Raw genomic sequence first — 23,790 nt, forward strand, 5'->3', positions numbered from 1 at the left:
AAGAACCCAAGCTGCTACCAACTTCATTCGCAACCAAGTGACTGTGAGGAGGAGAATGTAATCTCCACAGCTTATTATTATCACAATGATCTCTCTCATTTAACCCTATGCTAATACATTCCATATAAAACAATTGAACTGGAGGCTGATTAAAATGAATATCACTCCGTTACTGAATAAGATAACAGCCCTTCTATCCCCTGTTCCCGGCATCGTCGGTGTCGTTCTCGGCGGCTCTCGTGCGAGAGGAACCCACCAAGCGGACTCGGATATAGATATCGGCGTATATTACGATTTGAAGTCAGGATTTAGCATTGATGAGATCAATAAGGCTGTGAAGGATCTAAATGATGAGCCTGTTGACCATCCCATTACACCGATAGGGGGCTGGGGTCCATGGGTCAATGCCGGAGGCTGGTTTGTTATTGATGGCTGTCATGTCGATTTGATCCTGCGGGATATGGAGCGTGTGGAGCAAGTCATTCACGATTGTCTTGGCGGAAAAATCAATGCGAATTATCAGCCAGGACATCCTCATGCCTATATGAACGGGATGTACTGGGGGAACTTGCGATTGCTCAAGTTTTGGTTGATTCTGACCACCATCTTGCCTCACTGAAACAACAAATTACCCCTTATCCTGGGGCTTATAAACAGAGTATGATCGATTTCTTTTCGTTTGAAGCTTCCTTCTCCTTAATGCTTGCTCAGAAATATGTCACCAAAGACGACAGCTATTATGTGATGGGTCATGTGTTCAGAAGCCTGTCCTGCATGAACCAGATCTTGTTCGCCAAGAATGAACAGCACTGCATCAACGAAAAACGGGCGGTTCAGCTGATTGAAGGTTTTGACTTGAAGCCTGCTCACTATAAGCAGCGCATTGATGAGATTATAGAGCTGCTCTCCCCTGATCCACATCAGCTGACGCTTGCGGCGGCGAAGCTTCAAGACTTAATCGAAGAGACCAATAAATTATAATGTAAACGATATTAAAACGAAAAAGTAACAAACTTCCGTCTCCACAGCTTCTCTAAAGTGCTATAATGTAACGAGTGTTTTGAAAACATTCAGAAATGTTACATAACTTGATAGAAAGAAGCTGAAAACTTCATGATTGCAGACATCTTGCTGGAAGTGGTTCTGCCTGTATTTGTACTTATTGCAGTGGGGTCACTGATGCAGCGCGCGTTCAATCTCGATCTCTACACACTTTCGAAGATAAACTTTTATTTTATTACACCTGCTGCCGTGTTCATGAGCATGTATCTATCCGAAATGTCCGGAAAGCTGCTCGGGACCATCGTTTTATTCTACTTTTTCTATGCACTCATTTTATATATTATCGGGTCCATCGTCTCCAAATCCTTTAAATTCAGCAAAGGCATGAAGGCGGCCTTCAACAACAGTATTATGCTGGATAATGCCGGAAACTACGGAATGCCCATCAGTGCACTTGTGTTTAAGGGAGATCCAATGGCTGCATCGGTTCAGGCCTTCATTATGTCGATGCAAAGCCTGCTGACTTTTACGTACGGGGTCCTGTCTATTCAAGGGGCCAAGCTGAAAGGGAATTACCGAAGTGTCATCATCGGCTTCTTAAAAATGCCGGTTCCTTATGCGCTGCTGCTCGGAATATTGTGGAATGTTCTTGATGCGCCGCTGCCGACCTTCCTCTCCATGCCGCTCGATTATGCCAGAGATTCTATGGTAGCTGTTGCTCTCCTGACGCTTGGAGCCCAGATTATGAAATATCCACTCCGGTTTGGCAGACTCAGCGTATACATCAGTATGATTATCCGTCTGCTTGTGGGTCCCGCCATCGGTATCACACTGGTGTTTGCACTTGGACTTGAAGGCATTACGGCTCAGGCCCTGATTATTGCGTCTGGGATGCCGACAGGCGTGAACTCCTCCATTCTGGCGGAAGAGTATCAGAACGAACCGGATTTTGCAGCACAGACCGTGCTTATCTCTACATTGTTTAACATCATCACCCTAATCGGACTTATCGCATTAGCAAAATCATTTGCATAAACAGAAGCAAAGCCTGGTATCGACACTTGATGGTCGATCCAGGCTTTTTGTAATTTAAAAGTAGGTAAGAATTGTGTAATTCCTTTTACTATAATAGGCGTCCCTCTCACTAAATATAGACATCGGTTTAAAGTCACTGTGAAGTTCAAGCTCACACGTATCAATATAGATTGTCTTTCTAACCGCATCCGGAAAGCGACGATCAAAGTCTTCTATAATTTCATCTAAAGACAGGTCAGGCGTTTCGCAAGACTGAATAATATAACGGCATCCTGTGTCATCCTATTCAAACGACCAATTTTTCATGAGTCCCCTCCATATCACAGCTATCATGCAGCTATATTATCGTAATACTTAATAATCACATGATTGGTCGCAAGTTTCGTATATAAAAAATCTTCTCTTGTATTTGGAATAAAAATGTGATGTAATTGTAACATTAAGTGATTTATTTGTCACGAAATCAGGGAGGTTTATTATGAGACTTAAGGTTATTCGCATCTTGGGCGGCGTGATTTTGGTTATTTCAGGTGTGGTTGTTCTCGTTCGCGGTAACCTTGAATGGTGGAACGGCGTATTGTCTATCCTCGTCGGTGTGTTATTTCTATACTCAGCATTCAAGGTCAACAAAAAACAATAGGTGGTAGTACTATGGGAGAATTACTAAACATCAACGACTTAAGTATCTGGTATCGCAAAGGCAGCCCAGTCATTAAAGACTTATCGCTCAGACTGGAACGAAATAAAGTCGTTGGACTTATCGGTTTGAACGGAGCGGGGAAATCCACGCTTATCAATACATTATCAGGTGTTCATAAAGAGTATAAAGGCGGTGTAGACTTCACAAATCTCACTTTCAAATCGAGCCGCTACACTGTTTTCTCTGAGGACGCTTCGTTTCAATATTACACTTTCAACGAGTACCTCTCTCACGCTTTTACAGCATATGGAAAGACAGTCGATAAAGCTGTAGTGGATGAGTTGACGGGCGGCTTCGGTTTTAATGAATACCGTCGTGTGCTGATTCGTGATCTGTCCACCGGAAATAGGCGCAAGGTATTTCTTATTACTGGCTTTGCGCTACGCCTACCCCTGCTTATGCTTGACGAACCTGTGAACGGTCTGGACTTCCAAAGCACGGAATACCTGTACTCGCTGATAAACGCCTATCGGCAACACGGCACAATAATGTTCTCCTCCCACGTTTTGGAGAGCATTTGCCTGACCGCCGACCACGTTCTAGTGCTTGAAAATGGTGCAATAAGCCGTGAGTTTTTCCAAGGACAGATTGACGCGGAGAAAATCAGGGAGGCACTCAATGACACGGATTCTTAACGCCAATCTGAAAAAGTTTATGGGCTCGAAGTATGAGCGTGTCCCGAAAACACTGGTGGTTTGGGCTATTGTGCTGTTTTCCTTGCGTTCATCAGGGTTAGTGCTCGAAATCACACCGATTGTGTTGTGGTTGGCTACCATTGTAGCAACGGTTGGCGGGTTTGTGCAGGTGCTGTCATCGGAGGATACCGTGAACAGCTTGCGCGGACAGCTTATGCTACCGGAAAGCCCCACTCAGTTTCACGCGGCATTTTATATGGCGGTTGCGCTTTATACACTACTCACCAAGACGGGGTTGTTACTGATTGGGTATTTGGCGGTTAGCGATCTTCGCTTATCGGCTTTGGTCGGGTTCTTCGTGTGTTTTATTGTCAGCGGGTTGGTGACATATCCACTCGTTTTCCGCATTGAAAAGAGGGTGTCAGCATATCGCTACATCAACTACAGACGGCATAACTTCACCGTCTATCTACTTCGGTATCTGCTGAACAACAAGACCTACCTCGGTAACACGGTCGTATTGTGGGCTTTCGGTTGCGTATTCGCCGCAATCGCGGGCAAGAGTGAGTTTCCAAACGTCCTGCCACTTGGCTTCGCACTGATGTGCCTAAATACTCCACTCGGCATCTTGTTGTCCAGCGATAGAGACTTATACAGGCAAATTAAGCATTTGCCCCGGCAATCTGGGGGCGTTTTGCTCCCATACGCACTGTTCATTACGACAGTGAACGTTGTCGCTTGTGGGATATATTTGATGGCTTGGTGGTTCGCGGTAGGCAGCTTTGCTCCAATAATGATACCGGTCGCTCTGCTGTTTGCGGTCATCAGCGCCGGTCTTTCCGTCTGGCTGGAAATGAAGTATCCGCTCCTCGACTGGAAGGTTCAGAGCGACTTGTGGCATCACCCGCGCAAATACGTTGTGCCGGGCTTTATGCTGTTGTTGGCGTTACTGATAGCGATTTTGACAGGAGGGTTTTGATATGTTCAAAAGCAGAAGACCGCCGAGGAAATATCAATCTTTTATATGGTTGTTGGGCTTCGGAGGGTTCTTAGGATTCCGATACTTCTTAACCAACGAAACGCCCGATTTGTTCTATTTCAGTTTCTTTAGCTTTTTTAGTTTCTACTTTACGGCACGGATCGCCGCCGAGATGCCAGACGAGCGTTACGAGGAGAACCGACTAAAAGCGAAAGCGACGACGATGTTCATTCCCGCTATCGGGTTGTTTGCGATAGGCCTCGGCATTTGTATGAACATTCCAGAGGGAATTATCGTGCTGATAGCCGCACTCGGCTGGGCAGGGACATTTATCACCTACGCTGTGGCGTTTTGGTATTATGAAAAGCACTAACGGAGGAATATGTATGGAACAGTACATCAGCCATTTAAAGAAGTACCGTCAGCTTGCTGAACTCACTCAGGAGGAACTCGCAAACAAGGTCGGTGTCCGGCGCGAAACTATTATCCGGCTTGAATCGGCAAAGTACAACCCATCGCTGAAACTGGCGATTGACATCTCGCGTGCTGTTGGTGTGCAGATTGAGGAGATTTTCGAGTTTCCAAAGTAGTAATTCCCACGAGAGCATGAATACTCACCACCCGACGCTGCTATCTATTCAAAGAATGGTATTTATGATGGTGAACCAAGTCATAGTTTTTATAGAGAGCTGCAAAAGCGATGAAATTCTCACATACACTTTTGTCCTCTTTAAGCCTATTGTCGATAGCCTAGTCGATACAAGCCCCTGTGATAGGCTCCGTGATTAACTAATTGAATCAGCACTTCCGATATGCGGGTTTGAGGTACTTTGGTAAATGGATTGTTTAGCCGTATCTTCTGTTTTACATCCGTTTGGGCTGAGAGCCATTCTACGTAGACAAATTCTTTACTTCGCAGCTTCACCCCCACCCAAGAGTGTCCGGCTGCCTCACACGCCGGACTTCTCACAAGCCGTCCCTTCCAATCGAAGATGAGGAAGGAATGGCTCTCTTCGCTGGCTCCCCTGCGGAGGGAGCGAAAAGTTATCGGGAGAAGCGTAGCCGCTTGGACGTAACTTTCGCGAACGCAGCACCCTTGAGCCAGCACACAAGTTCTTTACTTCGCAGCTTCACCCCCAACCCAAGAGTGTCCGGCTGCCACACACGCCGGACTTCTCACAAGCCGCCCCTTCCAATCGAAGATGAGGAAGGAATGGCTCTCTTCGCTGGCTCCCCTGCGGAGGGAGCGAAAAGTTATCGGGAGAAGCGTAGCCGCTTGGACGAAACTTTCGCGAACGCAGCACCCTTGAGCCAGCACACAAGTTCTTTACTTCGCAGCTTCACCCCCAACCCAAGAGTGTCCGGCTGCCACACACGCCGGACTTCTCACAAGCCGTCCCTTCCAATCGAAGATGAGGAAGGAATGGCTCTCTTCGCTGGCTCCCCTGCGGAGGGAGCGAAAAGTTATCGGGAGAAGCGTAGCCGCTTGGACGAAACTTTCGCGAACGCAGCACCCTTGAGCCAGCACACAAGTTCTTTACTTCGCAGCTTCACCCCCAACCCAAGAGTGTCCGGCTGCCTCACACGCCGGACTTCTCACAAGCCGCCCCTTCCAATCGAAGATGAGGAAGGAATGGCTCTCTTCGCTGGCTCCCCTGCGGAGGGAGCGAAAAGTTATCGGGAGAAGCGTAGCGCTCGTATTTGGGAGGGAATGGCTTCCTTCTTATCTAATCCTATGCCATTCCCGGACAAGAACGATCGGACGAAACTTTCGCGAACGCAGCACCCTTGAGCCAGCACTATCTTTTAATCTTTTAATCTTTTAATCTTTTAATCTTTTAATCTTTTACTCTTTTTATCTTTTATTCTTTTACTCATCTTCACCAACTGCAATGAAGCCCCCCTCCTCCACAAGCTGCTGGCCTTCCTCTCCTTGAAGCCACTCCACTATCTCCCGTGCTGCATGATCCTCCGGCAGATCCGATCGGGTTACAGCATAGAGCTCAGCAGTGTACGGATATGTACCAGAACGGATGGTGTCCCTGCTCGGCATCACGTCATCGATTGCCAAAAATTTGACGTTTTCTTTCTGATACATTTCACTCGCATAATAATGAAACGAGTACCCGATGGCATTCTCTTCATTGTTGTATGCGGCCACTCGGTCAATCAAGCCGCCCATCAGGCTGACCTTCTGTTCCTTCGGCACCTCGGTGAGTACCGCATCGGCCATGACTCCTTTTTCCATAAAGGTCTGACTGCCGGAATTGGCCTCGCGCTGCAGAGCTAGAATCGGCTCATTTTTCCCTCCGACCTCACTCCAGTTCGTAATAAACCCGCCGTATATATCCTGAATCTGCTCTGTTGACAGACCGCTGATCGGATTATGATCGTTCACCAAAAATATAAATGCATCCTTCCCTACAGGATGAAGCTCCAGCTCCACCCCATTTTTGGTTGCTGTGGAGACCTCATCTTCAGAAGGGCCTGCAACAAAGATCAGATCCGCCCGTCCCTCAATTAGGTTAAGATAGGCCTCATGGGTCGTGTTAAACCGGGTATCGTCCGCTGCTCTCAGCTGATTAACACCGGTTAGTTCAGCCTTCAGCTTCTCAGCAAAAGGAATAGCCGCCGTCGCGCCATCAATCTGTGGATATTGATCCACCGTATAGCTCCCCTTTGGAACCGCCATGGAAATCAGCAGTGCGAGAACGCCCAGTACAGGAAACGCCCCCCATACGAGCATTCGGGTGCGATGCTTCACGGCTACCTTAGCTCTCCCTTGCATCACAATACCAAGCATGAAACATATACTCGGGACAAGTGCCGCAACTAACGTAACAGCGACCATTCCCGCACCATATGCGGATAATACTTTCAATACCGGATTTGCCCAGTATAGATTCAGTGAATACCACATCCAGGACGAGCTCCACAGCTCCCTCGCATCTCCGTCTGACAGCTGCATTCCCAGCCCCCAATAATAAAGAGCGAATGCTAGCAGAGGTATAATCGACAGTAGAAGAATTCGCGAATACGCCCCTATCTCTCTGGATACATACGCACCAAAACTCACAAACACGGTAACCATTAAATAGAAGTAAACCGCCGCGATCAGAAACACACCAAGATCAGGTACTTGATGATGTAACAGCAGCTTTCCCGCCGGAACACCTATAATTCCCCCAAAAAAGAAAGACAAGACAACATACATTAAGCAGAATACGATGCTTTTTCTAAACCACAACCCCCATTTGGAGGATTTAACTTCCCCCTTCTTTGGTGCTTCATTTTTATCAGTCATTACTAATGCCCCCTATTTCTCTACGACAAAGTGTCTAACAAACCAGTTCTACCTTACCTAATATAAACGTAACTTTCCATAAAAAGTTGTACCGAAGAATTTATATTATAAGTGATAAATATCATTGCAAACCACAAAATTACAAAATTCAAACAACACGAATTTACATTGCTGAATGATACCGGGAAGTGGTATGATGCTAATGCACACTATTCCAACTAATTTAGTAGGTTATTTATTTATGCTCTTTTGAAGTTTGAATTCTACGACAATGGATACTAAGGATCTATCCTTCTGTCGTTTTTTTGTTTATGTAGACTACGGAGGAGGCTTATTCATGAAAAAGAAAAAACGTTCCACGATGGCTATAATTACCCTGGCTTTGTCTCTGGTTGTCAGCGCATGCGGAAGCGACAACAGCAGCTCGGAAGGCGGTAAAGTAAAAATCAGCTTTATTCATTGGAACAGCGAAGCTGCTGTATGGAACGAGCTTATCAGTGAATTCGAAACCGAGAATCCTAATATTGATGTCACCATGCAGACCTTCCCGTCCGAGCAGTATCAAACGACGGCGCAAGCCAAGCTCATGGATGGTTCGGTCGGTGATGTGTTCGCATCCTTCCCGGGAGCCCAGTTCGAATCCATTCTGAAGGCCGGTTTATATACGGATCTGACAGGTGAGGCCTTCGTCGATAACTACAAGCCTGATCTGATTGAATCCGGTGCAAAGGACGGCAAACAGTATGCATTGCCCTACAATCTGATCTACAATGTGCCAGTATATAATGCCGGACTCTTTGAACAATATGGTCTTACGCCGCCGACCGATTGGGAAGGCTTCCTCGCCCTCTGCGAGAAGCTGAAGAGCGAGGGTATTATCCCCATTGCCTTCCCCGGCGCAGATATCGGTCCCGGTCAATTCATGAACCCGATGATGATGAATAATGCACCGGACGAAGAAATCTTTGCCAAGCTGGAGTCTGGAGAAGCGAAGCTGACAGATGAATGGTGGGTTAAGACGCTTGCTCAGTTTAAGGAGTTAAATGACAAGGGTTACTTCCAGGAAGGTGCGCTGGGTACGAACACGGATGGTGCGATCGCCCTAATGGCTCAGGAAAAAGCAGCCATGATTGCAACAGGCTCCTATTCCATGTCTGCCATTCTCGCGGGTAACCCCGAATTAGATCTGAACCTGCTTGCACCGATCACAGTGCCTGCTGACGAAGCGACATACGAAGGCATTCATACAACAACGTTCATGCTGGGCATAAACAGTAAATCGAAGCATCCAGATGAAGCGAAGAAATTCCTTGAATTCTTAAGTACAGCAGAAGCTGCGGGCAAGGTAGCTAACGAAACCGAGCAGGATGTCCCTGTCAAGGATATTGAATATACATCGCCAGCACTGACAGCCATTAGTGACTGGAGTACAAAGAACACTCGTTTCCAGCCTCGTTACCTCATTACCAATATTGAGATTCAAAAAGCGGTAACCAGCTCGATTCAGGAAGTGATGTCAGGAATTACACCGGAGAAGGCTGCTGAGAATGCCCAAGCCATTGTTGACCAGCAGTTGAACCTGTAATTATGGGTGTACGCAAATCAATCTACTGGTTTTTCGTACCCGGCCTGCTCTTGTATCTCGTGTTTTTTATTTATCCCACCTTACAGGGGCTCTACTACTCCTTCACAGATTGGGACGGCATGTCGGATACGATGAACTTTGTTGGGCTCAGCAACTATGTCAATGTCGCGGAAAACACGATCTTTCACAAAGCCATCGGCAACAATCTGAAGTTCATGTTCAGTGTAGTTATTGTGCAGACGCTTGTATCACTGGTCCTATCGCTTCTGCTCGTCCGTAATTCCAAAGCCAACATCGGCCTGCGGGCGCTGTATTTCTTCCCGACGATTCTGTCGTCAGCGGCAGTAGGGTTTATCGGAACTTACATTTATGATCCAAATCTGGGACTGCTCAATGAGGTGCTGAATCGCATTGGCTTGTCCTTCCTTACTAACAACTGGCTGGGTGATCCGTCCATCGCGATTTATTCCGTTGCTGGCATCCAGGCATGGGCGCATATTGGTCAGATGGTTATTCTGTTCGTGGCCGGTCTGCATGGAATTCCGGAAGAAATTAATGAAGCGGCCAGACTAGATGGCGGCAACCGCTGGCAAATATTCCGATTCGTCACCTGGCCTCTGCTGGCACCGGCAGCTACACTGGTCATCGCCTACACAACGATTCAATCATTTAAGGCGTTTGATCTGATATATGTCATGACCCGCGGGGGTCCGGCTTACTCTACCGAGATCTTATCGACGTATATTTATTCTTCGGCTTATCAAAATTACAACTTCGGGCATGCTTCGGCAGCATCGATTTATTTCCTAGCTATTATTGCACTGGTCACCTTCTTGCAGTTCAAAGCGATTCGCTCAGACCGTGCTGTATAACAAAGCCTAGCATGTGAAAGGAGGAGTGTATCCCTTGTTTGCTCGAACGCTCGGCAAGCTGCTGCTCACGCTATACGCCATTATTATTTTGCTTCCGCTGCTTGTTGTCGTCATGGCAACGATGAAGGACCAGCAGCAATTCTATATGAATCCGATCGGAGTGCCTTCCTCCTTCTCGCTGGATAATTATATTCATTTATTTCAGAGCCAGCCGATGCTGATGTATTTCAGCAACAGTGTCATCGTCTCGTTCTCGACAGTCGCTGTACTGCTTGTTCTTGCAAGCATGATCTCGTTCGGACTGTACCGTCTTAAGAATAAAATATCACAAACAATATTGCTCCTGTTCGTCATTGGTCTCATGGTCCCTTCACAGGTCAACATGATTCCGATACACTCCTTCCTGCGGGATCTGGGGCTGACGAACAGCCGAATCGGTCTCATCCTCGTCTCCGTATCGGTTCTTATGCCGCTCTCTGTGTTCATGATCAACGGCTTCATGAAATCCTTGCCTAGAGAGGTGTTTGAATCCGCCAGTATCGATGGAGCTGGAGAGTCACGCATGTATCTCCAGATTGCGATGCCGCTCTCGGTCCCTTATCTAGCAGCGACGGCTACTTTCTTGTTCGTCTCGGTATGGAACGAGTTGCTGTTCCCGCTCCTGCTGATTACGGATCAATCGAAGATGACCCTCCCGCTGGCGCTGCTGCAGTTCCAGGGTGAGTATTCTACGAATTATCCAGGACTCTTGTCAGGCGTAGTCATCATATCTCTGCCTATGCTGGTCATGTTCTTGTTCCTACAGCGGTTCTTCATCTCAGGGGTGACGGCCGGCTCTCTCAAAGGTTAAATAAAACACACAAAAGGACAAGTCAAGGGTTATCCCCTCAGAGCTTGTCCTTTTGTGTGTTTTTCACGGTATTTGGCTGGTGAGATGCCCTCATAGCTCTTGAACGCTTTGGAGAAGGAGAACAGATCAGGATATCCCACAGATTGGGCAATTTCACCGAGCTTATAGTTTGTACCTGTGAGAAGCAGCTTCGCCTCATTCATCCGCAGCTCCTGCATATATTTCATCGGAGAAATACCATACGTTTTGTGGAATGTTTTAGTAAAATGTGTGCGCTCAACGCCAACATAATCAGCTACACTCTTGATGGTAATGCCTCCAGCGTAATGAATTTCCAGATACTCTTTACCCTGCTGGACCCAAGAAGGCTCTTCCGACGTCTCAGCCAGACTCGATTCATTCACAGCAAGTGCATCAAATACCTTCTGGAGATAGGTCAGCCGCGATAAATCGGTCAGCTCCATTCGGCAGTGATCGAACCACGACTTCATGATCTCAACGGCTTCATCATTCAGTCCTCCCTGCAAATGGGGTCTTGACGGCCCAAGACCTGCTCTTGCAAGCAAGGACAGCGCGTGCTTTCCGTCAAAGGCAAAAAAGATTTTCCGTAACGTCTTGTCCTCTGCGGTGTAATATTCGTGTGTAACTTGAGGAAAGAGACAGAACAAGTCCCCCGGGCGAAGCGAGTAGGTCTTTCCGCTCTGAATGAACGTCCCCTCGCCTTCAAGCACCATCAGCAGGTAGTAGTATGGCGTTACCCTTGGTCCAATACGATAGGCTGGTTTGGCAGCATTAGCCCCTAAACGGATGGGCCATGCAGCACTCCCCTTCTCATAAGCAGAGGGATTAAAAAAATGAATCTCCAGAAATTCGTGAACGTCTTCCTTCATATTTGTAAACATCTAACCCCTCCGATACCCACAAAATGATAAATCTTATTCCCTTCTATTGATATGGTTCAATTCGTTCAAGGTTGTTAAACTAATTACTGTACTATTCCTACCGTATTAGTTGTAATTATTTTTATACCAAATATATAGAGTGATTGACAATATTGCAAGCATACCTTGAAAGGAGTGCATGATAATGAGCACAACAGCACAATCCGTAGAGTTTGGTTGGTTTATTCCCACGAATGGGGATGGAAGATATATTGGTACCCTACTCGAGCGCAAGCCTTCCCAGGAATATTTCATACAGGTGGCACAAGCCGCAGAAAAGGCAGGGTACGAGTTCACACTCATTCCTGCCGGAGGAGATTGCTGGGATGGATGGATCGTCGGCTCTTGGGTCGCGGCTCATACCACCAAGCTGAAGCCGCTTATTGCCATGCGTCCAGGGCTTATCTCACCTGTGCTTGCAGCCCGTATGGCCTCCACTCTGGATCAAATGTCCGGCGGCCGTGCGCTCATCAATGTTGTTACTGGCCACTATCCTCAGGATCTCAAGGCAACCGGCGACCCGCTTCATGGAAGCCACGACGAACGTTATGAGCGGACGAAGGAATTTTTGGATGTCGTTAAAGGTGTCTGGGGCGAAGATGGCAGCGGAGCAGGATTTGATTATGAAGGCAAGCATTACTCGGTTGAAGGCGGTGTAAGCAAGCCCGCTCCTGTGCAGAATCCGCACCCGCCCCTATACTTTGGAGGAAGCTCCGTTTCAGGCAAGAAGGTTGCAGCGGAGAGCGCGGATGTCTACTTGATGTGGGCCGAGCCGCTGGAATGGATTCAAGGACAAATCGCCGAGATGGAGCAGCATCTTGCGGAACTGAAAGACAACACAGGTGTCGAACGCACGCTTCGATACGGAATTAGAGCTCAGCTTGTCGTGCGTGAGACAGAGGAAGAAGCTTGGGCAGCCGCCTGGAATATTCTGAGCAAGGTCGAACCCGATCAACTGAAGAATCAGGAGAAGCTTCATGCCAAGACAGATGCGACGAACCAGAAACGCCAGATGGATCTGTATGAGCAATCGAAGGAGCAGGACTATATTATCGGACCTAACCTATGGTCAGGCTTATCTGCCGTCCGCGGCGGCGGCGCCGTAGCCTTCGTCGGAACACCAGAGCAGGTGTCAGACAGACTGCTGGAATTTGTGGATGCGGGTGTCAGCTCCTTCATTCTCTCCGGATATCCACATTTGGAAGAAGCCGAAATTTCAGGTCGTCTATTGATGCCTTTAGTTAAGAAAAAGCTGGCTGACCGTTCCATTACAGTCAGTGTATAAATGTGTGTGGAGCCTAATCTCGATAAGGGATTAGGCTCTTTTGCTGCTGCACCGGCAGAATTTAATTAGCACATCGGTTCTCCAGGCACATTAATTCTCCAAGCCCATCGATATTTCCCCTCCTTCCTTCTTATCTATCATTTAAAGTTACATTGTGATCACTCAATTTATTGAGATATGATAGTAAAGAACGACAATACTTTCCAACGACTTCGATTTAGGAGGATTATAGGTATGAGTGATAAACGAGGCATTACAGCAGAAGATCTGTATCGATTCGTCTGGACAAGCGATCCTTCTGTTTCTCCCAATGGAGAACGTGTGGCTTATGTATCCAAGACCGTTAACAAGGATCGTGACGGATATAGCTCTCATATCCGGATGGTAGAGCTGGGCAGTCATGAGGATATCGCATTTACAAGCGGTGAACAGGATCGTCAGCCGATATGGTCCCCCGATGGAGGGAAGCTTGCTTTTATACGTAACCATCAAGACAAGCCACAGGTCTGGGTTATCCCTGCTAATGGCGGTGAGGCGCAGATCGTTACCCATGCTGAGCATGGCGTAAGCGGGTTTGCGTGGTCACCGGACAGCAGCCAGCTGTTGTTCCGTACGCAAGTTGAACCACAGTCAGACGCTGAGACAGATTCGAATGAATCAAAAGAATCGAAAGAAACAAAGAAAGACACAGCAGATTCCAAGAAGCCGCTGGAAGAAGAAATCATTGATCGAATTCGTTATAAAGCCGACGGGACAGGACGCTGGAACGGACGCAGATCTCATCTATACATACAACAATTAGAGTCCAATGCCGCCGCAGCTCCGTTAACAGGTGGAGACTATGACATCGGAGATTTCTGCTGGTCACCGGATGGAGAGAATATCGCTTTCGTTGCGAAAATATCAGAGGATGACACAGACCCGGATCTCAGTTTGATTACCGACGTCTACGTCATCAATGCAAGTGGAGAGAATCGCCGGAAGCTCACCTCTTCCGAATGGTCAGTATATGCTGTCAGTTACTCCCCGGATGGGAAGAAGCTTGCCATCTTCGGAAGTGATCGTTCTCATCATAACGCGACCCAAGTGAATCTGTTCATTCGTCCTGTTCAGGACGGTGAATGGCTGTCCGTAACGAAAGCACATGATATCCAGCTCAGCAACTCCATGGTAACCGACATGCGATCCGGCACTCGTTCTAACGGACCTGTGTTCAGTCAGGATGGTCAATCGGTATACAGTCTGGTCTCGCGTGAGGGCGGTGTACACCTGGCAAAGATTGCAGCAGATGGTTCTGGCTGCGAATGGATCTCGCAAGGCAATCGAGATATTTATCAATTTGAGAAGTTTACTGACGAGAAATTCATCCTTGCTGCTGCAGATCCGGCTCAGCCGGGAGATCTGTTCCTCCTCGATACCGAATCACAGCTTGAGAGCAGACTTACACAGCACAATGAGGCCTTCCTCCAAGAAATTGAACTCATTCAGCCGGAAGAATTCTACTATAAGGCATCGGACGGGCAACCTATTCAAGGCTGGGTGATGAAGCCCGCAGGAATACCAAACGGAACAAAAATCCCGACCGTGCTCGAAATTCATGGCGGTCCGCATGCCATGTATGGATTTACGTTCATGCTGGAATTTCAGCTGCTGGCATCTAGAGGCTATGCGGTCATTTATACGAATCCACGCGGCGGCCACGGATACAGCCAGGAATTCGTTAATGCCGTGCGTGGAGATTATGGCGGCAGAGATTACGCAGATCTCATGGAAGCTGTAGACTATGCATTGACTGAATACGATTTTGTGGATGAATCTCAGCTCTTCGTAACAGGTGGCAGCTATGGCGGATTTATGACCAACTGGATTGTAGGGCATACGAACCGGTTCAAGGCAGCAGTTACGCAGCGCTCCATCTCCAACTGGATCTCCTTCTACGGCGTCAGCGACATCGGATTCTTCTTCACGGAGGATCAAATTGGCGGTGACGTATGGAAGAATACCGAGCTATTGTGGAAGCACTCTCCCCTGGCTTATGTCGAACAAGTGGAGACTCCACTTCTAATTCTTCATGGAGAAGAGGATCATCGGTGTCCGATCGAGCAGGCAGAGCAGCTCTTCATTGCACTGAAACGGCTTGGCAAGAAGACTCAGTTCATTCGATTCCCGAAATCCAGCCATGAGCTGTCACGCGGCGGACATCCAGGTCTGCGTGTCAAACGCTTGAATCATATTGTCCGCTGGTTTGACGAGCATAAATAAGCTCGTGATCGAACTTCAAACCTCTAAAGAATAATCATGAGGCAAGGCTGCACATCGTCACCACTTCTACATGAATGGTGATGAATGACGTGCAGCCTTGCTTCAGCTTCAATATAGAATCGATACGAGAGTATTAGAGCAGCTTGCCCGCTCCTGTGACTACCTGCTTCACCTTCGACTCCAGTTTATACTGTTCTTCCTTTTGTCTTACAATGTCCTCTGCAATGGTGCATAATGCTGTAATCGATGACAGAACCGCTGTACCCTCCTTCTTCTTCACCACCAGATTAAAATTTTTCATTTCCTCTGTAAATCGTTTCTTCGCTGCAGATATATTGCTCTTGGCCGCTCTAATCTGTACCTGGACCGGATTTTTCTGGGCGAGTGCTGTCCTGACCTTCTTGACTTCGGCGTCTCTCGCCTTTTTTGCCCCGGTCAGCTTGTCCTGTTTACGTTTGATCTCTTCCTTTGCGAGCGTAACCGCAACTTTGGTCGAATCTACCTGCGACTCCACTGCAGCAGTCAGATTCTTGTTCTTCAGCTTTCTTACAAGGGTCAGCTCCTTGTTCAGGGATGAATAGAGTGCAAACAGTGGTTCATACCGTTTCTTCGTGTTCGCCACGTCCTGTGTTAATATTTCAATCTGTGCAGCTTCATGCTGTCTGAGTCGTTCAAGCAGTCTGGTTTCTAATTCCTTATTCGCATAGTAAATCGCCCGGATCTGCTGATCAAGGGATTGATCCTGCTGTTGGAGGGTCTTCAGCCTGCTCTCCTGCTTACGGAGCTCGGATGACATGGTCGTGCCCGACGACGATACGGTTTGATCCAGCATCTTCTTGCCCGTAATGGACAATTCGAACCCTGCCGCAAGAGCTGAAGGTACAGTTAGCGTTATCGCTAGGCCGATGGAGGCGAGCAGCAGCCCGCCTTTTTTCCACCATGTACTTAGCACGCCCACCTTCCTAATCCCTGATGCTTGAATCTCACTAGACTTATTCACGTTCGTTCATTCTCCCTTCTCACTTCGATTGTTTTCTCTGATCCACTTAAATAAAAACGCATAAACACAAAAAAACCCGCAAGAATAGGCATCCTGCCTGTTCTTACGGGTTCTTCCTCATAAGCCGTTCATATTCAAATCGGATCTATTCATATATACTTTATTTTCCATCTAGCGTCAAGCAGCACGCTCTACATACCCTCTGGATAATGCTCCATGCCTTCAATTAATACTTGACCTGAATTCAGCTTCATCTTTACGAGATAGGGGGTATCCAGATCGTCATCAGAATGTACAGTAAAGAAAGTTTTGTTCTTCAGAACATCCCATAGACTTTCTTCCTTGGTCACTTTCGCTTCTCCAGATAGCTGGGCCATATGTTCGTAGTATTTATTCTCCAATTCCAGATCATCGGAATTTCCAGTGAACCCAGTGTTCGCAATGTTTCTCGTAATCGTCATCTCACGGATATCGGAAGGAGTTATCCTCGCTTGATCGGCAAGACCCTTCTCTTCCATCCAGGCTTCCAGCTCCTCATAGGATTTGCTCCAATCTATGCTCCGATAGTTGCCATAAGGTAGATTAGGACTCGAGAGGTCAATGGAAGCCCAGCTGTTCCCCATCTCAAGCTGTTCCTCATAGCTCATGTTCATAATTTCTTTAAGTAAGATCTGCTTGAATTCCTGAAGGTCTTCCGGATCCGTAATGACAACTCTTTTATCAGCACCGTAACTTGAAATGGTTGCTCTGAACGTATCTTCATCGGTCAGACCTTTCAGAACATACTGCTTCTTGTACTCTTCATGCTCCATGACCCTTCTAAGACTGTCCTCCAGTTGACCTTCTTGCAGAACATACTCACGGACCCATTTGTTCCCACTCTCTAGCTCGTAAGCAATGATTAAATTTCTGGAATGGTCTGAAGCCTGTACAGGAGTAATCTCACCTGCCTCATATTGGGCAACAAGATCTTGATGCAGCTGAAGGACCGCTTCAATATAGGCAGGATTATGACTGAAGCTCTCGCTGGTCAGCTTTGCGGGGACCTGCATTTGATTTACCATATCCATATCAATAAGGTTATTGAATTGATTAGATACAGCAACACCTTTGATGTCCGTCGCCTTAGGGACACGAGCTTCAAAGCCATCTATATTGGATACAGGCAGATATAGCAGCAGCAGTAGCAATAGACCATAACCTAAGGAGCTTGCGAGTATGCGTTTGCTCCATATGAGCCAAGTCTTGCGGACGACCATCTCGGCAATAAGACATCCTAGCATACCGCCGATTATATACCCGAAGATTGAAACTCCATTGCTATGTCTATTGTCCTCAAACAGATAGGCGCCAAACACCATAGAAATAAACAGCATAACGAGCAAGCGGAACAGCAGTGTCATGAAAGGAAAGACAATAGCTCGTCCGGAGGCGGCCGTATCTCTTTTTCGATATAAAAAATAACTGATTATAATAAATACGACACCTAGCAGCAAGTAAATAAGAAGCTCCCGCAAACCGAAGGGTTGACTCGACAGACCCGTCAGCCTGAGGAAGGGCGAAATGGTACCTAGTTCAAATCCAGTGCTATATCCCCTTTCATAATATTCTCTAGAGAAGCCGAACAGATATCGGTCCAGATGAACCACACCCAGCACAAGCAGCCACGCCGGGGTCAGGAGCAGACCATAGGTTACAATCAGCTGAAGGATCGTTTGTCCAAGACTTACTGCAAGCAGGAGCGTGAGTCCACACAAAAACAATGTAATTGCAGTAGACATCAACGCCCACTCCCACACAATGGACAGTTCATATATATAGTGATAGCTTGCAAGCGGACGTATTAATGCGGTTATAACAGCTACCACCCACACAGGTATTAGTAATAGAATCAGTGCACTGAACAGATGAGAAGTAAGCAGCTGGTTTCGTGTAATCGGCAAGCTGTGGTATAAATCAGACGGAGCCTTACGATGCAAGTATCGAAAAATAAAGGTCACAGTAAAGATGGGAAAAATCAGCAGCAGATTAAGCGTCAGGCCACCTGAAACATCAAACAAAGAATCAATCTCTCTGCTTTGTTCATCGGTCATAGACTGCAGCATCATAACAATTGGCAGCAAAAAGGACAAAGCAAGCAAATACAATATCCCAATCCATCCATGCTGCCTCAAGTCTTGGAGAATTACTCCACGGTTAAAGAATAATCGGATGGATGTCATAGCCCACGTCCTCCATTTCATAGATAAAGATCTCTTCCAGCGTCAGCGGTAGCATATCAAGCACATAAGGATTAAATGCCTTGAATGCTTCCTTCACTTCCTGCTCATTGCCTTTCACGATATAAATTTCCACACTTCCCCGCTTCTCTCCATGAAGTATGCGAACATGGCTGGACAGGGTCTCCTCATGACGGTCATCTCGGAAGGCTACCTGAATCTTGTGGGTATCGGCCTTCAGATCATCCAGATCCTTCTCAACCATGAGCACTCCGTTATGCATGATCCCGATATGGTCGCACATATCCTCGATTTCTCTTAGATTATGAGAAGAAATAACGACTGTCAGTTCTCGTTCAGCTGCCTCCTGAAATAATAAATTCTTGATCATCTTACGCATGACCGGGTCAAGCCCATCGATAGGTTCATCCAGCAGCAATACATCCGGCATACAGCTGAGAGCCAGCATAAAAGCAGCCTGGCGCTGCATCCCCTTAGACATTCTGTACAGCTTCCGCGTAAGGTCCAGCTTGAACACCAATTCCAGCTGACGAAACCGTTCTTCATTCCACCCGGGATACATTCTCTTGTAAAAGGCAGCCATTTGGCGAATCGAAGTATGAGGGAAGAAGTAAGGAATATCGGACATAAAAATAATCCGCCTTTTTAATTGCGTGTTCTCATAAACGGGTGCGCCGTCAATGGTCACACTTCCCTTGTCAGGCTTATAGATTCCTGCCATTGTTTTTAACAGCGTCGTCTTGCCTGCTCCGTTCGATCCCAAGAGGCCGAATATCGAGCCCTTCCGAACAGTAAGGGACAGATGATTCACCGCTGCCTCTGTCTCAAATACTTTCGTTACACCCGATACTTCAATCATGTTCTTCCCCCTCTACCCGATCCAAATGACGATCCTGCTGTGCCTTCTGATAAATCTCCCTGATTTCACCTTCCGTCACTCCCAAATAGACCGCTTCCGTAAGCAGCTTATGTATCTCCAGCTTCAGTTCCTGTTTTCGCTGATCAAGAGGTCTATGCTCTACCTTAGCAACAAAACTTCCCTTGCCCTGCAAAGAATAAATATATCCGTCCCGCTCCAGCTCACGGTAAGCCTTCTGAATCGTATTCGGATTCACGGTAAGCTCAGCTGACAAATGTCTTACAGAGGGCAGCTGCTCATCTGGCTTCAGCATTTCCATCATGATCAACTCCTTAATTCGTTCAATTAACTGCTCATATATCGGTTTACGGCTGCGCACATCCAGTTCAAACATCGGATACCTCCTTCATAAGTGATCAATGCCAATGTTACGATGAAGAGTACATTAGAAAATGCACAGCACTGAATTAACTGTACTATTACTTATAATACAGTTATTCATGATACTGTCAATAAACACTTTGATATGTCACTTTCTTAAAAATGGTATAATTAAATCGCATTACACACCTGACTCTACGTCACCAGAAGGAGCTGAGCTGCATCATGTCATCTCGAATCTTGATCGTCACGGCCGTTGAGGCAGAGCGGAAGGCTATAGAGGACGGCCTGAAAGTCCCCGAGCATTATCACGTCATTGCAGGAGGAGCCGGACCTGCGTCCGCCGCGGCAGCAACCGCAGCAGCACTGGCTTCTAATTCGTACAAGCTGGTCATTAATGCAGGAATTGGCGGCGGCTTCCCGGGGCGTGCCGAACTCGGAGACATCGTTATTTCTACAGAAATAATACAAGCCGATCTAGGCTCCGAGACAGCAGAAGGATTCCGCAGTGTGGACGAGCTCGGGTTCGGCACATCACGAGTAACCGCCAATCCCGATGCAATTCAATCCATTCTATCCGCCCTGCAGACATCAACAGATATACCTGTCCACTGCGGCCCCATCATTACGGTATCGACTACAACCGGAACGGCTCAAACCGCCGAGGAATTGTTAAGACGTATTCCTGAGGCCTGCGCAGAATCCATGGAGGGGTATGGCGTCGCTGCTGCAGCAAGCTATATGAATGTACCTGTACTCGAGATCAGAGCGATCTCTAACACCGTGGGTCCGCGTAACCGGGATGCGTGGCGCATTCCAGAAGCACTGCAAGCTCTAACCACAGCCAGTCAGAACTTATCGGAGGTCTTGTAATATGAACATTATTTACTCACCGTGTCCGAATGACACATTTGTCTTTCACGCTCTAGTCCATGGGCAGATTCCGAACACTCCAGATTTCACGGTTACATACGCAGATATTGATGTGACGAATACGCTTGTTACGAAGCCGAGCGACTATGATATCCTCAAAATTTCTTACGCCGCCCTGCCATGGCTCTCTGATGAATATCGCCTCATTCCATGCGGCGGTGCCCTTGGCAGAGGCAACGGTCCACTGGTATTAACAGCCGATCAGAATACTAAGCCGGAGGATCTCACTGGCAAGAGAGTTGCTGTACCAAGTGAGCGCTCAACCGCCTATCTCCTGTTCCGACTATGGGCTGCACAGAATGTACCTGACGGCATCGGTGAAATTGTTGTGATGCCTTTTGACCAGATTATGCCGGCCGTTCGCGATGGCAAGATCGATGCCGGCCTCGTCATTCATGAAGCCAGATTCACGTACCCGTCATACGGTCTCACATTAATGGCCGATATGGGTACATGGTGGGAAGCGGATACGGGTCTTCCGATTCCGCTCGGTGCCATCGTTGCCCGCCGTAATCTTGATCCTGCTGAGATTACTTCCTGGATTCAAGCTTCCGTTGATTATGGCTGGAAGCATCCCGAGCAGTCCAGACCCTATATTCTCTCTCATGCACAAGAAATGGATCCTGAAGTTGCACAGCAGCATATCAATCTCTATGTCAATGAATTCACCAGAGATCTGGGTGAAGAAGGCTTCGGTGCGATTGAAGCTCTCTTGGGCCGTGCTGCTGCAGAAGGTCTCGTACCTGGAATAGACTTTGAGAAATTAAGAAGCTAAATACAGTGAACTCCTGATCGGTTGTTCTACACCTGATGCTCAGCATATAACTTATAGCTGCATCCAAATCGAGCACAGCAAGAAGAAGCCTGTACGGTTATTCCCGTCAGGCTTCTTTCTTATTTGCAACAGATGATCAGGAGCAGCCGCCTGATTAATCCGTTAACAATATAGGCAATATCAATCGAAACGTCGAACCCTCTCCCAGCACACTATGAACCGTAATGGAGCCTTTGTGATCCTGAGCAATCTTCTGGCAGAGAGACAGACCAAGTCCAGTTCCATCCTCCTTCGTCGTATAGAAGGGATTGAAGATCTGCTGAAACTGGTCAGGAGCGATTCCTATTCCGGTGTCTTGAATCTGAATGACGGCTTTATTATCAGCCCGGCTCACCCTAATCTTCACTTCACCTGGAGTCTCCATCGCCTCAAGCGCGTTGCGCACAAGATTAAGCAGCACTTGAACAATCTTGTCTCGGTCCATATAGATGTACATCGACTCGTCCTCAATGTCCAAAGTCAGCTGATGTCCTCGTGATATCGCGTCTGACTCAGACAAGGAAACAACCCTTTCAGTACACACCGTAAGCGACTCTGACCTCATATTGCTGGCATGCGGCTTGGAGAACTGAAGAAATTCGGCGGTCAGCTCCGTCACTCTCGTAATTTCACTCATAATTACCTCATACCAGGGCTTAATATTATAGGACTGAATCTTGGACAGCTGCACAAATCCACGAATCGCAGTAAGCGGATTGCGAACCTCGTGAGCCATTCCTGCCGCCAGTTCACCGACAACCTTCATCTTCTCCGATCTGAACAAGTCCTCCTCCCGCTGAAGCCACTGCTCCCGCCTCATCTGAAACAGCTTGTCCTCTGCTTTCATAATGAGCTGATTATGATCTTCACTCTCCTCAGGATGGGAAACGATACTGTACGACACCTGATAACCGAGTGAATCCATTTCCAGCAAAGCACCGATATGATCCGGTATATAATATTCAGTGGGCAGCAGCAAGGCATAGCGGTCTCCTGCATATCTGGAAACACCATACGCATTAGGGAAAGTGGAGGTAAGAGCCTTGCCCAGGTTAACGAGCGCCTCATTCCCGCTCTCCAATCCATCATGATTGTAAGATTTGAAATTTTGTAAATCCAGCAGTATTAAATAAAAAGGAACTTTTTTGGATATCAAAGCTTGTATTTGGTTCATATAACCAAGGTAATTGAGAAGGCCGGTTAGTGGATCGTGGGTAGTAAGAAAGTCATTCTTGTCGCGAAGGACCTGCTTCTCTGTTTCGGCACGAATGACATAATGAAAGAGAAAAACGATAAATATCAAAGTCAAGAAGTCAAAAGTTGTAACAAGAATATTATACGCACTGATAGGAACATAACTTAAACGAATAATCGTATACTGCAGAATCAGCAGTACAGAGACAGGCAAAGTTTTCTTGTAAGATTGCTTCTTATCGAAGATTGTCATGATCATAATATAGTACAGAAGTACACACCAGTTCAGCTGAGTGGTATATTGAAAAATACCGAGCAGAATCAGCTGAATCCAGAGAAAACGCGGATACTTATGATCTAATGTAACGGATAATAATAGCAGAATGCCCACGACAATCATGGCACACAAACGGTGCGTGCTCTGACCCAAAATAGAAGATGCGATAATGATAAGCAAGCAGCTAATCGGAAAGAAAATCAACTTGAGTCGATGGATTAACAATCGTTTTTGCACTCCCCTATGACTGTTTTCAGATATAGCAGTATAGATAAGTGCATTATATACTATGAATGTGAAGATTGTTGTCGAATAGTGGAAAAAATCGGCTGTAAAATCTATAATCTTGCCGGGATGTTAAATCACGTTGCTCTGCCGCCTGCTCTTGATCTTAAGCTCGTAGGTATTATATCCCTCCTTTAGCTTGCGATGAATTTCTTGTATTTTCTTTACATCCTCAAAAGAATATCTTCGACTTCCCCCTTTCGTTCGTGCTGGAAAGACAAGCTGCTTCTCCTCATAGTAACGAATTTGTCTCTCCGACAACCCTGTCAATTCTTTCACCATACCAATACTCATAATTTGATCACTCATCACAAACACCCCTAATGTTAGATTACTTACCATAATACTGGAGTATCT

The 23,790-nt window shown here is 47.0% G+C and carries 25 protein-coding genes; 16 read left to right on the forward strand and 9 right to left on the reverse strand.

Features of this window, described 5'->3' with window-relative positions:
* The first annotated feature begins 154 nt into the window (after nucleotides 1-154).
* The 8 genes from BLW49_RS29520 (at nucleotide 155) to BLW49_RS19190 (ending at nucleotide 4,941) form a co-directional block, all read left to right on the forward strand.
* Nucleotides 155-619: a nucleotidyltransferase domain-containing protein gene (locus tag BLW49_RS29520; RefSeq protein ID WP_371264588.1), complete on the forward strand. Its 465-nt coding sequence runs from the start codon at nucleotides 155-157 to the stop codon at nucleotides 617-619.
* A gap of 41 nt (nucleotides 620-660) precedes the next feature.
* On the forward strand, nucleotides 661-981 hold the full coding sequence (locus tag BLW49_RS29525) for a hypothetical protein (protein ID WP_305954034.1): 321 nt from the start codon (nucleotides 661-663) through the stop codon (nucleotides 979-981).
* A gap of 132 nt (nucleotides 982-1,113) precedes the next feature.
* On the forward strand, nucleotides 1,114-2,037 hold the full coding sequence (locus BLW49_RS19170; RefSeq protein WP_076312131.1) for an AEC family transporter: 924 nt from the start codon (nucleotides 1,114-1,116) through the stop codon (nucleotides 2,035-2,037).
* Nucleotides 2,038-2,515: 478 nt separating this feature from the next.
* A complete protein-coding gene (locus tag BLW49_RS28880) occupies nucleotides 2,516-2,677 on the forward strand; it encodes a hypothetical protein (protein WP_177178796.1) in 162 nt (53 codons plus the stop codon).
* Between the two features lie 11 nt (nucleotides 2,678-2,688).
* Nucleotides 2,689-3,372: an ATP-binding cassette domain-containing protein gene (locus tag BLW49_RS19175; RefSeq protein ID WP_090726239.1), complete on the forward strand. Its 684-nt coding sequence runs from the start codon at nucleotides 2,689-2,691 to the stop codon at nucleotides 3,370-3,372.
* Nucleotides 3,356-4,351 carry a hypothetical protein gene (locus BLW49_RS19180; RefSeq protein ID WP_090726241.1) on the forward strand — a complete coding sequence of 332 codons (996 nt, stop codon included), beginning with the start codon at nucleotides 3,356-3,358 and terminating at the stop codon, nucleotides 4,349-4,351. Before BLW49_RS19175 ends, BLW49_RS19180 begins: the two co-directional genes overlap by 17 nt.
* A 1-nt stretch (nucleotide 4,352) precedes the next feature.
* Nucleotides 4,353-4,724, forward strand: coding sequence for a DUF2178 domain-containing protein (locus BLW49_RS19185; RefSeq protein WP_076312134.1), 372 nt, complete (start codon nucleotides 4,353-4,355; stop codon nucleotides 4,722-4,724).
* A gap of 13 nt (nucleotides 4,725-4,737) precedes the next feature.
* Nucleotides 4,738-4,941 (forward strand): helix-turn-helix transcriptional regulator, encoded by a 204-nt coding sequence (locus tag BLW49_RS19190; RefSeq protein WP_076312135.1) that lies wholly within the window; start codon nucleotides 4,738-4,740, stop codon nucleotides 4,939-4,941.
* 146 nt (nucleotides 4,942-5,087) lie between these two features.
* On the opposite strand, the gene BLW49_RS28560 is transcribed toward BLW49_RS19190, so the two are convergent.
* Nucleotides 5,088-5,321, reverse strand: coding sequence for a DinB family protein (locus BLW49_RS28560; protein ID WP_143042139.1), 234 nt, complete (start codon nucleotides 5,319-5,321; stop codon nucleotides 5,088-5,090).
* Nucleotides 5,322-5,354: 33 nt separating this feature from the next.
* Here BLW49_RS28560 and BLW49_RS19195 point away from each other — a divergent pair, with 33 nt between their 5' ends.
* Complete coding sequence (locus BLW49_RS19195) at nucleotides 5,355-6,143, forward strand: hypothetical protein (protein WP_090726244.1); 789 nt, start codon at nucleotides 5,355-5,357, stop codon at nucleotides 6,141-6,143.
* Between the two features lie 78 nt (nucleotides 6,144-6,221).
* Here the strand turns inward: BLW49_RS19195 and BLW49_RS19200 are convergent, their stop codons facing one another.
* Nucleotides 6,222-7,655 (reverse strand): PstS family phosphate ABC transporter substrate-binding protein, encoded by a 1,434-nt coding sequence (locus tag BLW49_RS19200; RefSeq protein ID WP_090726246.1) that lies wholly within the window; start codon nucleotides 7,653-7,655, stop codon nucleotides 6,222-6,224.
* A gap of 337 nt (nucleotides 7,656-7,992) precedes the next feature.
* Here BLW49_RS19200 and BLW49_RS19205 point away from each other — a divergent pair, with 337 nt between their 5' ends.
* From BLW49_RS19205 to BLW49_RS19215, 3 genes are read left to right on the forward strand one after another with little or no spacing between them, the layout of a single operon-like run.
* Nucleotides 7,993-9,240, forward strand: coding sequence for an ABC transporter substrate-binding protein (locus BLW49_RS19205; protein ID WP_076312138.1), 1,248 nt, complete (start codon nucleotides 7,993-7,995; stop codon nucleotides 9,238-9,240).
* Nucleotides 9,241-9,242: 2 nt separating this feature from the next.
* Nucleotides 9,243-10,112: a carbohydrate ABC transporter permease gene (locus BLW49_RS19210; protein ID WP_076312139.1), complete on the forward strand. Its 870-nt coding sequence runs from the start codon at nucleotides 9,243-9,245 to the stop codon at nucleotides 10,110-10,112.
* 25 nt (nucleotides 10,113-10,137) lie between these two features.
* Nucleotides 10,138-10,962 (forward strand): carbohydrate ABC transporter permease, encoded by an 825-nt coding sequence (locus BLW49_RS19215; protein WP_305954035.1) that lies wholly within the window; start codon nucleotides 10,138-10,140, stop codon nucleotides 10,960-10,962.
* A 29-nt stretch (nucleotides 10,963-10,991) separates the two neighbouring features.
* On the opposite strand, the gene BLW49_RS19220 is transcribed toward BLW49_RS19215, so the two are convergent.
* Nucleotides 10,992-11,864, reverse strand: a complete 873-nt coding sequence (locus BLW49_RS19220; RefSeq protein WP_076312141.1) for an AraC family transcriptional regulator — start codon at nucleotides 11,862-11,864, stop codon at nucleotides 10,992-10,994.
* 184 nt (nucleotides 11,865-12,048) lie between these two features.
* Here BLW49_RS19220 and BLW49_RS19225 point away from each other — a divergent pair, with 184 nt between their 5' ends.
* Entirely contained in the window at nucleotides 12,049-13,188 is a 1,140-nt protein-coding gene (locus BLW49_RS19225) for an LLM class flavin-dependent oxidoreductase (RefSeq protein WP_076312142.1), read from the forward strand.
* A 234-nt stretch (nucleotides 13,189-13,422) separates the two neighbouring features.
* The gene (locus tag BLW49_RS19230) at nucleotides 13,423-15,450 is read left to right on the forward strand and encodes a S9 family peptidase (protein WP_076312143.1); all 2,028 of its coding nucleotides are present in this window, start codon (nucleotides 13,423-13,425) and stop codon (nucleotides 15,448-15,450) included.
* A gap of 133 nt (nucleotides 15,451-15,583) precedes the next feature.
* Here BLW49_RS19230 and BLW49_RS19235 read toward each other — a convergent pair whose 3' ends face one another.
* The 4 genes from BLW49_RS19235 to BLW49_RS19250 form a co-directional block, all read right to left on the reverse strand.
* Nucleotides 15,584-16,450, reverse strand: a complete 867-nt coding sequence (locus BLW49_RS19235) for a kinetochore Spc7 family protein (RefSeq protein WP_076312144.1) — start codon at nucleotides 16,448-16,450, stop codon at nucleotides 15,584-15,586.
* A 191-nt stretch (nucleotides 16,451-16,641) separates the two neighbouring features.
* Nucleotides 16,642-18,672: a DUF6449 domain-containing protein gene (locus tag BLW49_RS19240; RefSeq protein ID WP_076312145.1), complete on the reverse strand. Its 2,031-nt coding sequence runs from the start codon at nucleotides 18,670-18,672 to the stop codon at nucleotides 16,642-16,644.
* Entirely contained in the window at nucleotides 18,647-19,549 is a 903-nt protein-coding gene (locus BLW49_RS19245; protein WP_076312146.1) for an ABC transporter ATP-binding protein, read from the reverse strand. Before BLW49_RS19245 ends, BLW49_RS19240 begins: the two co-directional genes overlap by 26 nt.
* On the reverse strand, nucleotides 19,542-19,943 hold the full coding sequence (locus tag BLW49_RS19250; protein WP_076312147.1) for a GntR family transcriptional regulator: 402 nt from the start codon (nucleotides 19,941-19,943) through the stop codon (nucleotides 19,542-19,544). The genes BLW49_RS19245 and BLW49_RS19250 overlap by 8 nt, the downstream gene beginning before the upstream one ends.
* 212 nt (nucleotides 19,944-20,155) lie before the next feature.
* Here BLW49_RS19250 and BLW49_RS19255 point away from each other — a divergent pair, with 212 nt between their 5' ends.
* Both BLW49_RS19255 and BLW49_RS19260 read left to right on the forward strand, forming a co-directional pair.
* Nucleotides 20,156-20,803: a futalosine hydrolase gene (locus tag BLW49_RS19255; protein WP_090726249.1), complete on the forward strand. Its 648-nt coding sequence runs from the start codon at nucleotides 20,156-20,158 to the stop codon at nucleotides 20,801-20,803.
* Nucleotide 20,804: 1 nt separating this feature from the next.
* The gene (locus BLW49_RS19260; RefSeq protein ID WP_090726252.1) at nucleotides 20,805-21,638 is read left to right on the forward strand and encodes a 1,4-dihydroxy-6-naphtoate synthase; all 834 of its coding nucleotides are present in this window, start codon (nucleotides 20,805-20,807) and stop codon (nucleotides 21,636-21,638) included.
* 154 nt (nucleotides 21,639-21,792) lie between these two features.
* Here the strand turns inward: BLW49_RS19260 and BLW49_RS19265 are convergent, their stop codons facing one another.
* Both BLW49_RS19265 and BLW49_RS19270 read right to left on the reverse strand, forming a co-directional pair.
* Nucleotides 21,793-23,373, reverse strand: coding sequence for a sensor histidine kinase (locus BLW49_RS19265; protein WP_256209836.1), 1,581 nt, complete (start codon nucleotides 23,371-23,373; stop codon nucleotides 21,793-21,795).
* A gap of 132 nt (nucleotides 23,374-23,505) precedes the next feature.
* Nucleotides 23,506-23,742, reverse strand: a complete 237-nt coding sequence (locus BLW49_RS19270) for a MerR family transcriptional regulator (protein ID WP_076312616.1) — start codon at nucleotides 23,740-23,742, stop codon at nucleotides 23,506-23,508.
* Between the last annotated feature and the right edge of the window lie 48 nt (nucleotides 23,743-23,790).

This window comes from Paenibacillus sp. PDC88 (assembly GCF_900106725.1).
In the GTDB taxonomy this organism is placed as follows: domain Bacteria; phylum Bacillota; class Bacilli; order Paenibacillales; family Paenibacillaceae; genus Paenibacillus; species Paenibacillus shunpengii.

Bases quoted from the DNA above. Each gene is read 5' to 3' on its own strand.
- BLW49_RS29520 (WP_371264588.1), top strand. From the start codon at position 155: ATGAATATCACTCCGTTACTGAATAAGATAACAGCCCTTCTATCCCCT.
- BLW49_RS29525 (WP_305954034.1), top strand. From the start codon at position 661: ATGATCGATTTCTTTTCGTTTGAAGCTTCCTTCTCCTTAATGCTTGCT.
- BLW49_RS19170 (WP_076312131.1), top strand. From the start codon at position 1,114: ATGATTGCAGACATCTTGCTGGAAGTGGTTCTGCCTGTATTTGTACTT.
- BLW49_RS28880 (WP_177178796.1), top strand. From the start codon at position 2,516: ATGAGACTTAAGGTTATTCGCATCTTGGGCGGCGTGATTTTGGTTATT.
- BLW49_RS19175 (WP_090726239.1), top strand. From the start codon at position 2,689: ATGGGAGAATTACTAAACATCAACGACTTAAGTATCTGGTATCGCAAA.
- BLW49_RS19180 (WP_090726241.1), top strand. From the start codon at position 3,356: ATGACACGGATTCTTAACGCCAATCTGAAAAAGTTTATGGGCTCGAAG.
- BLW49_RS19185 (WP_076312134.1), top strand. From the start codon at position 4,353: ATGTTCAAAAGCAGAAGACCGCCGAGGAAATATCAATCTTTTATATGG.
- BLW49_RS19190 (WP_076312135.1), top strand. From the start codon at position 4,738: ATGGAACAGTACATCAGCCATTTAAAGAAGTACCGTCAGCTTGCTGAA.
- BLW49_RS19195 (WP_090726244.1), top strand. From the start codon at position 5,355: ATGGCTCTCTTCGCTGGCTCCCCTGCGGAGGGAGCGAAAAGTTATCGG.
- BLW49_RS19200 (WP_090726246.1), bottom strand. From the start codon at position 7,655: ATGACTGATAAAAATGAAGCACCAAAGAAGGGGGAAGTTAAATCCTCC.
- BLW49_RS19205 (WP_076312138.1), top strand. From the start codon at position 7,993: ATGAAAAAGAAAAAACGTTCCACGATGGCTATAATTACCCTGGCTTTG.
- BLW49_RS19210 (WP_076312139.1), top strand. From the start codon at position 9,243: ATGGGTGTACGCAAATCAATCTACTGGTTTTTCGTACCCGGCCTGCTC.
- BLW49_RS19220 (WP_076312141.1), bottom strand. From the start codon at position 11,864: ATGTTTACAAATATGAAGGAAGACGTTCACGAATTTCTGGAGATTCAT.
- BLW49_RS19225 (WP_076312142.1), top strand. From the start codon at position 12,049: ATGAGCACAACAGCACAATCCGTAGAGTTTGGTTGGTTTATTCCCACG.
- BLW49_RS19230 (WP_076312143.1), top strand. From the start codon at position 13,423: ATGAGTGATAAACGAGGCATTACAGCAGAAGATCTGTATCGATTCGTC.
- BLW49_RS19240 (WP_076312145.1), bottom strand. From the start codon at position 18,672: ATGACATCCATCCGATTATTCTTTAACCGTGGAGTAATTCTCCAAGAC.
- BLW49_RS19245 (WP_076312146.1), bottom strand. From the start codon at position 19,549: ATGATTGAAGTATCGGGTGTAACGAAAGTATTTGAGACAGAGGCAGCG.
- BLW49_RS19250 (WP_076312147.1), bottom strand. From the start codon at position 19,943: ATGTTTGAACTGGATGTGCGCAGCCGTAAACCGATATATGAGCAGTTA.
- BLW49_RS19255 (WP_090726249.1), top strand. From the start codon at position 20,156: ATGTCATCTCGAATCTTGATCGTCACGGCCGTTGAGGCAGAGCGGAAG.
- BLW49_RS19260 (WP_090726252.1), top strand. From the start codon at position 20,805: ATGAACATTATTTACTCACCGTGTCCGAATGACACATTTGTCTTTCAC.
- BLW49_RS19270 (WP_076312616.1), bottom strand. From the start codon at position 23,742: ATGAGTGATCAAATTATGAGTATTGGTATGGTGAAAGAATTGACAGGG.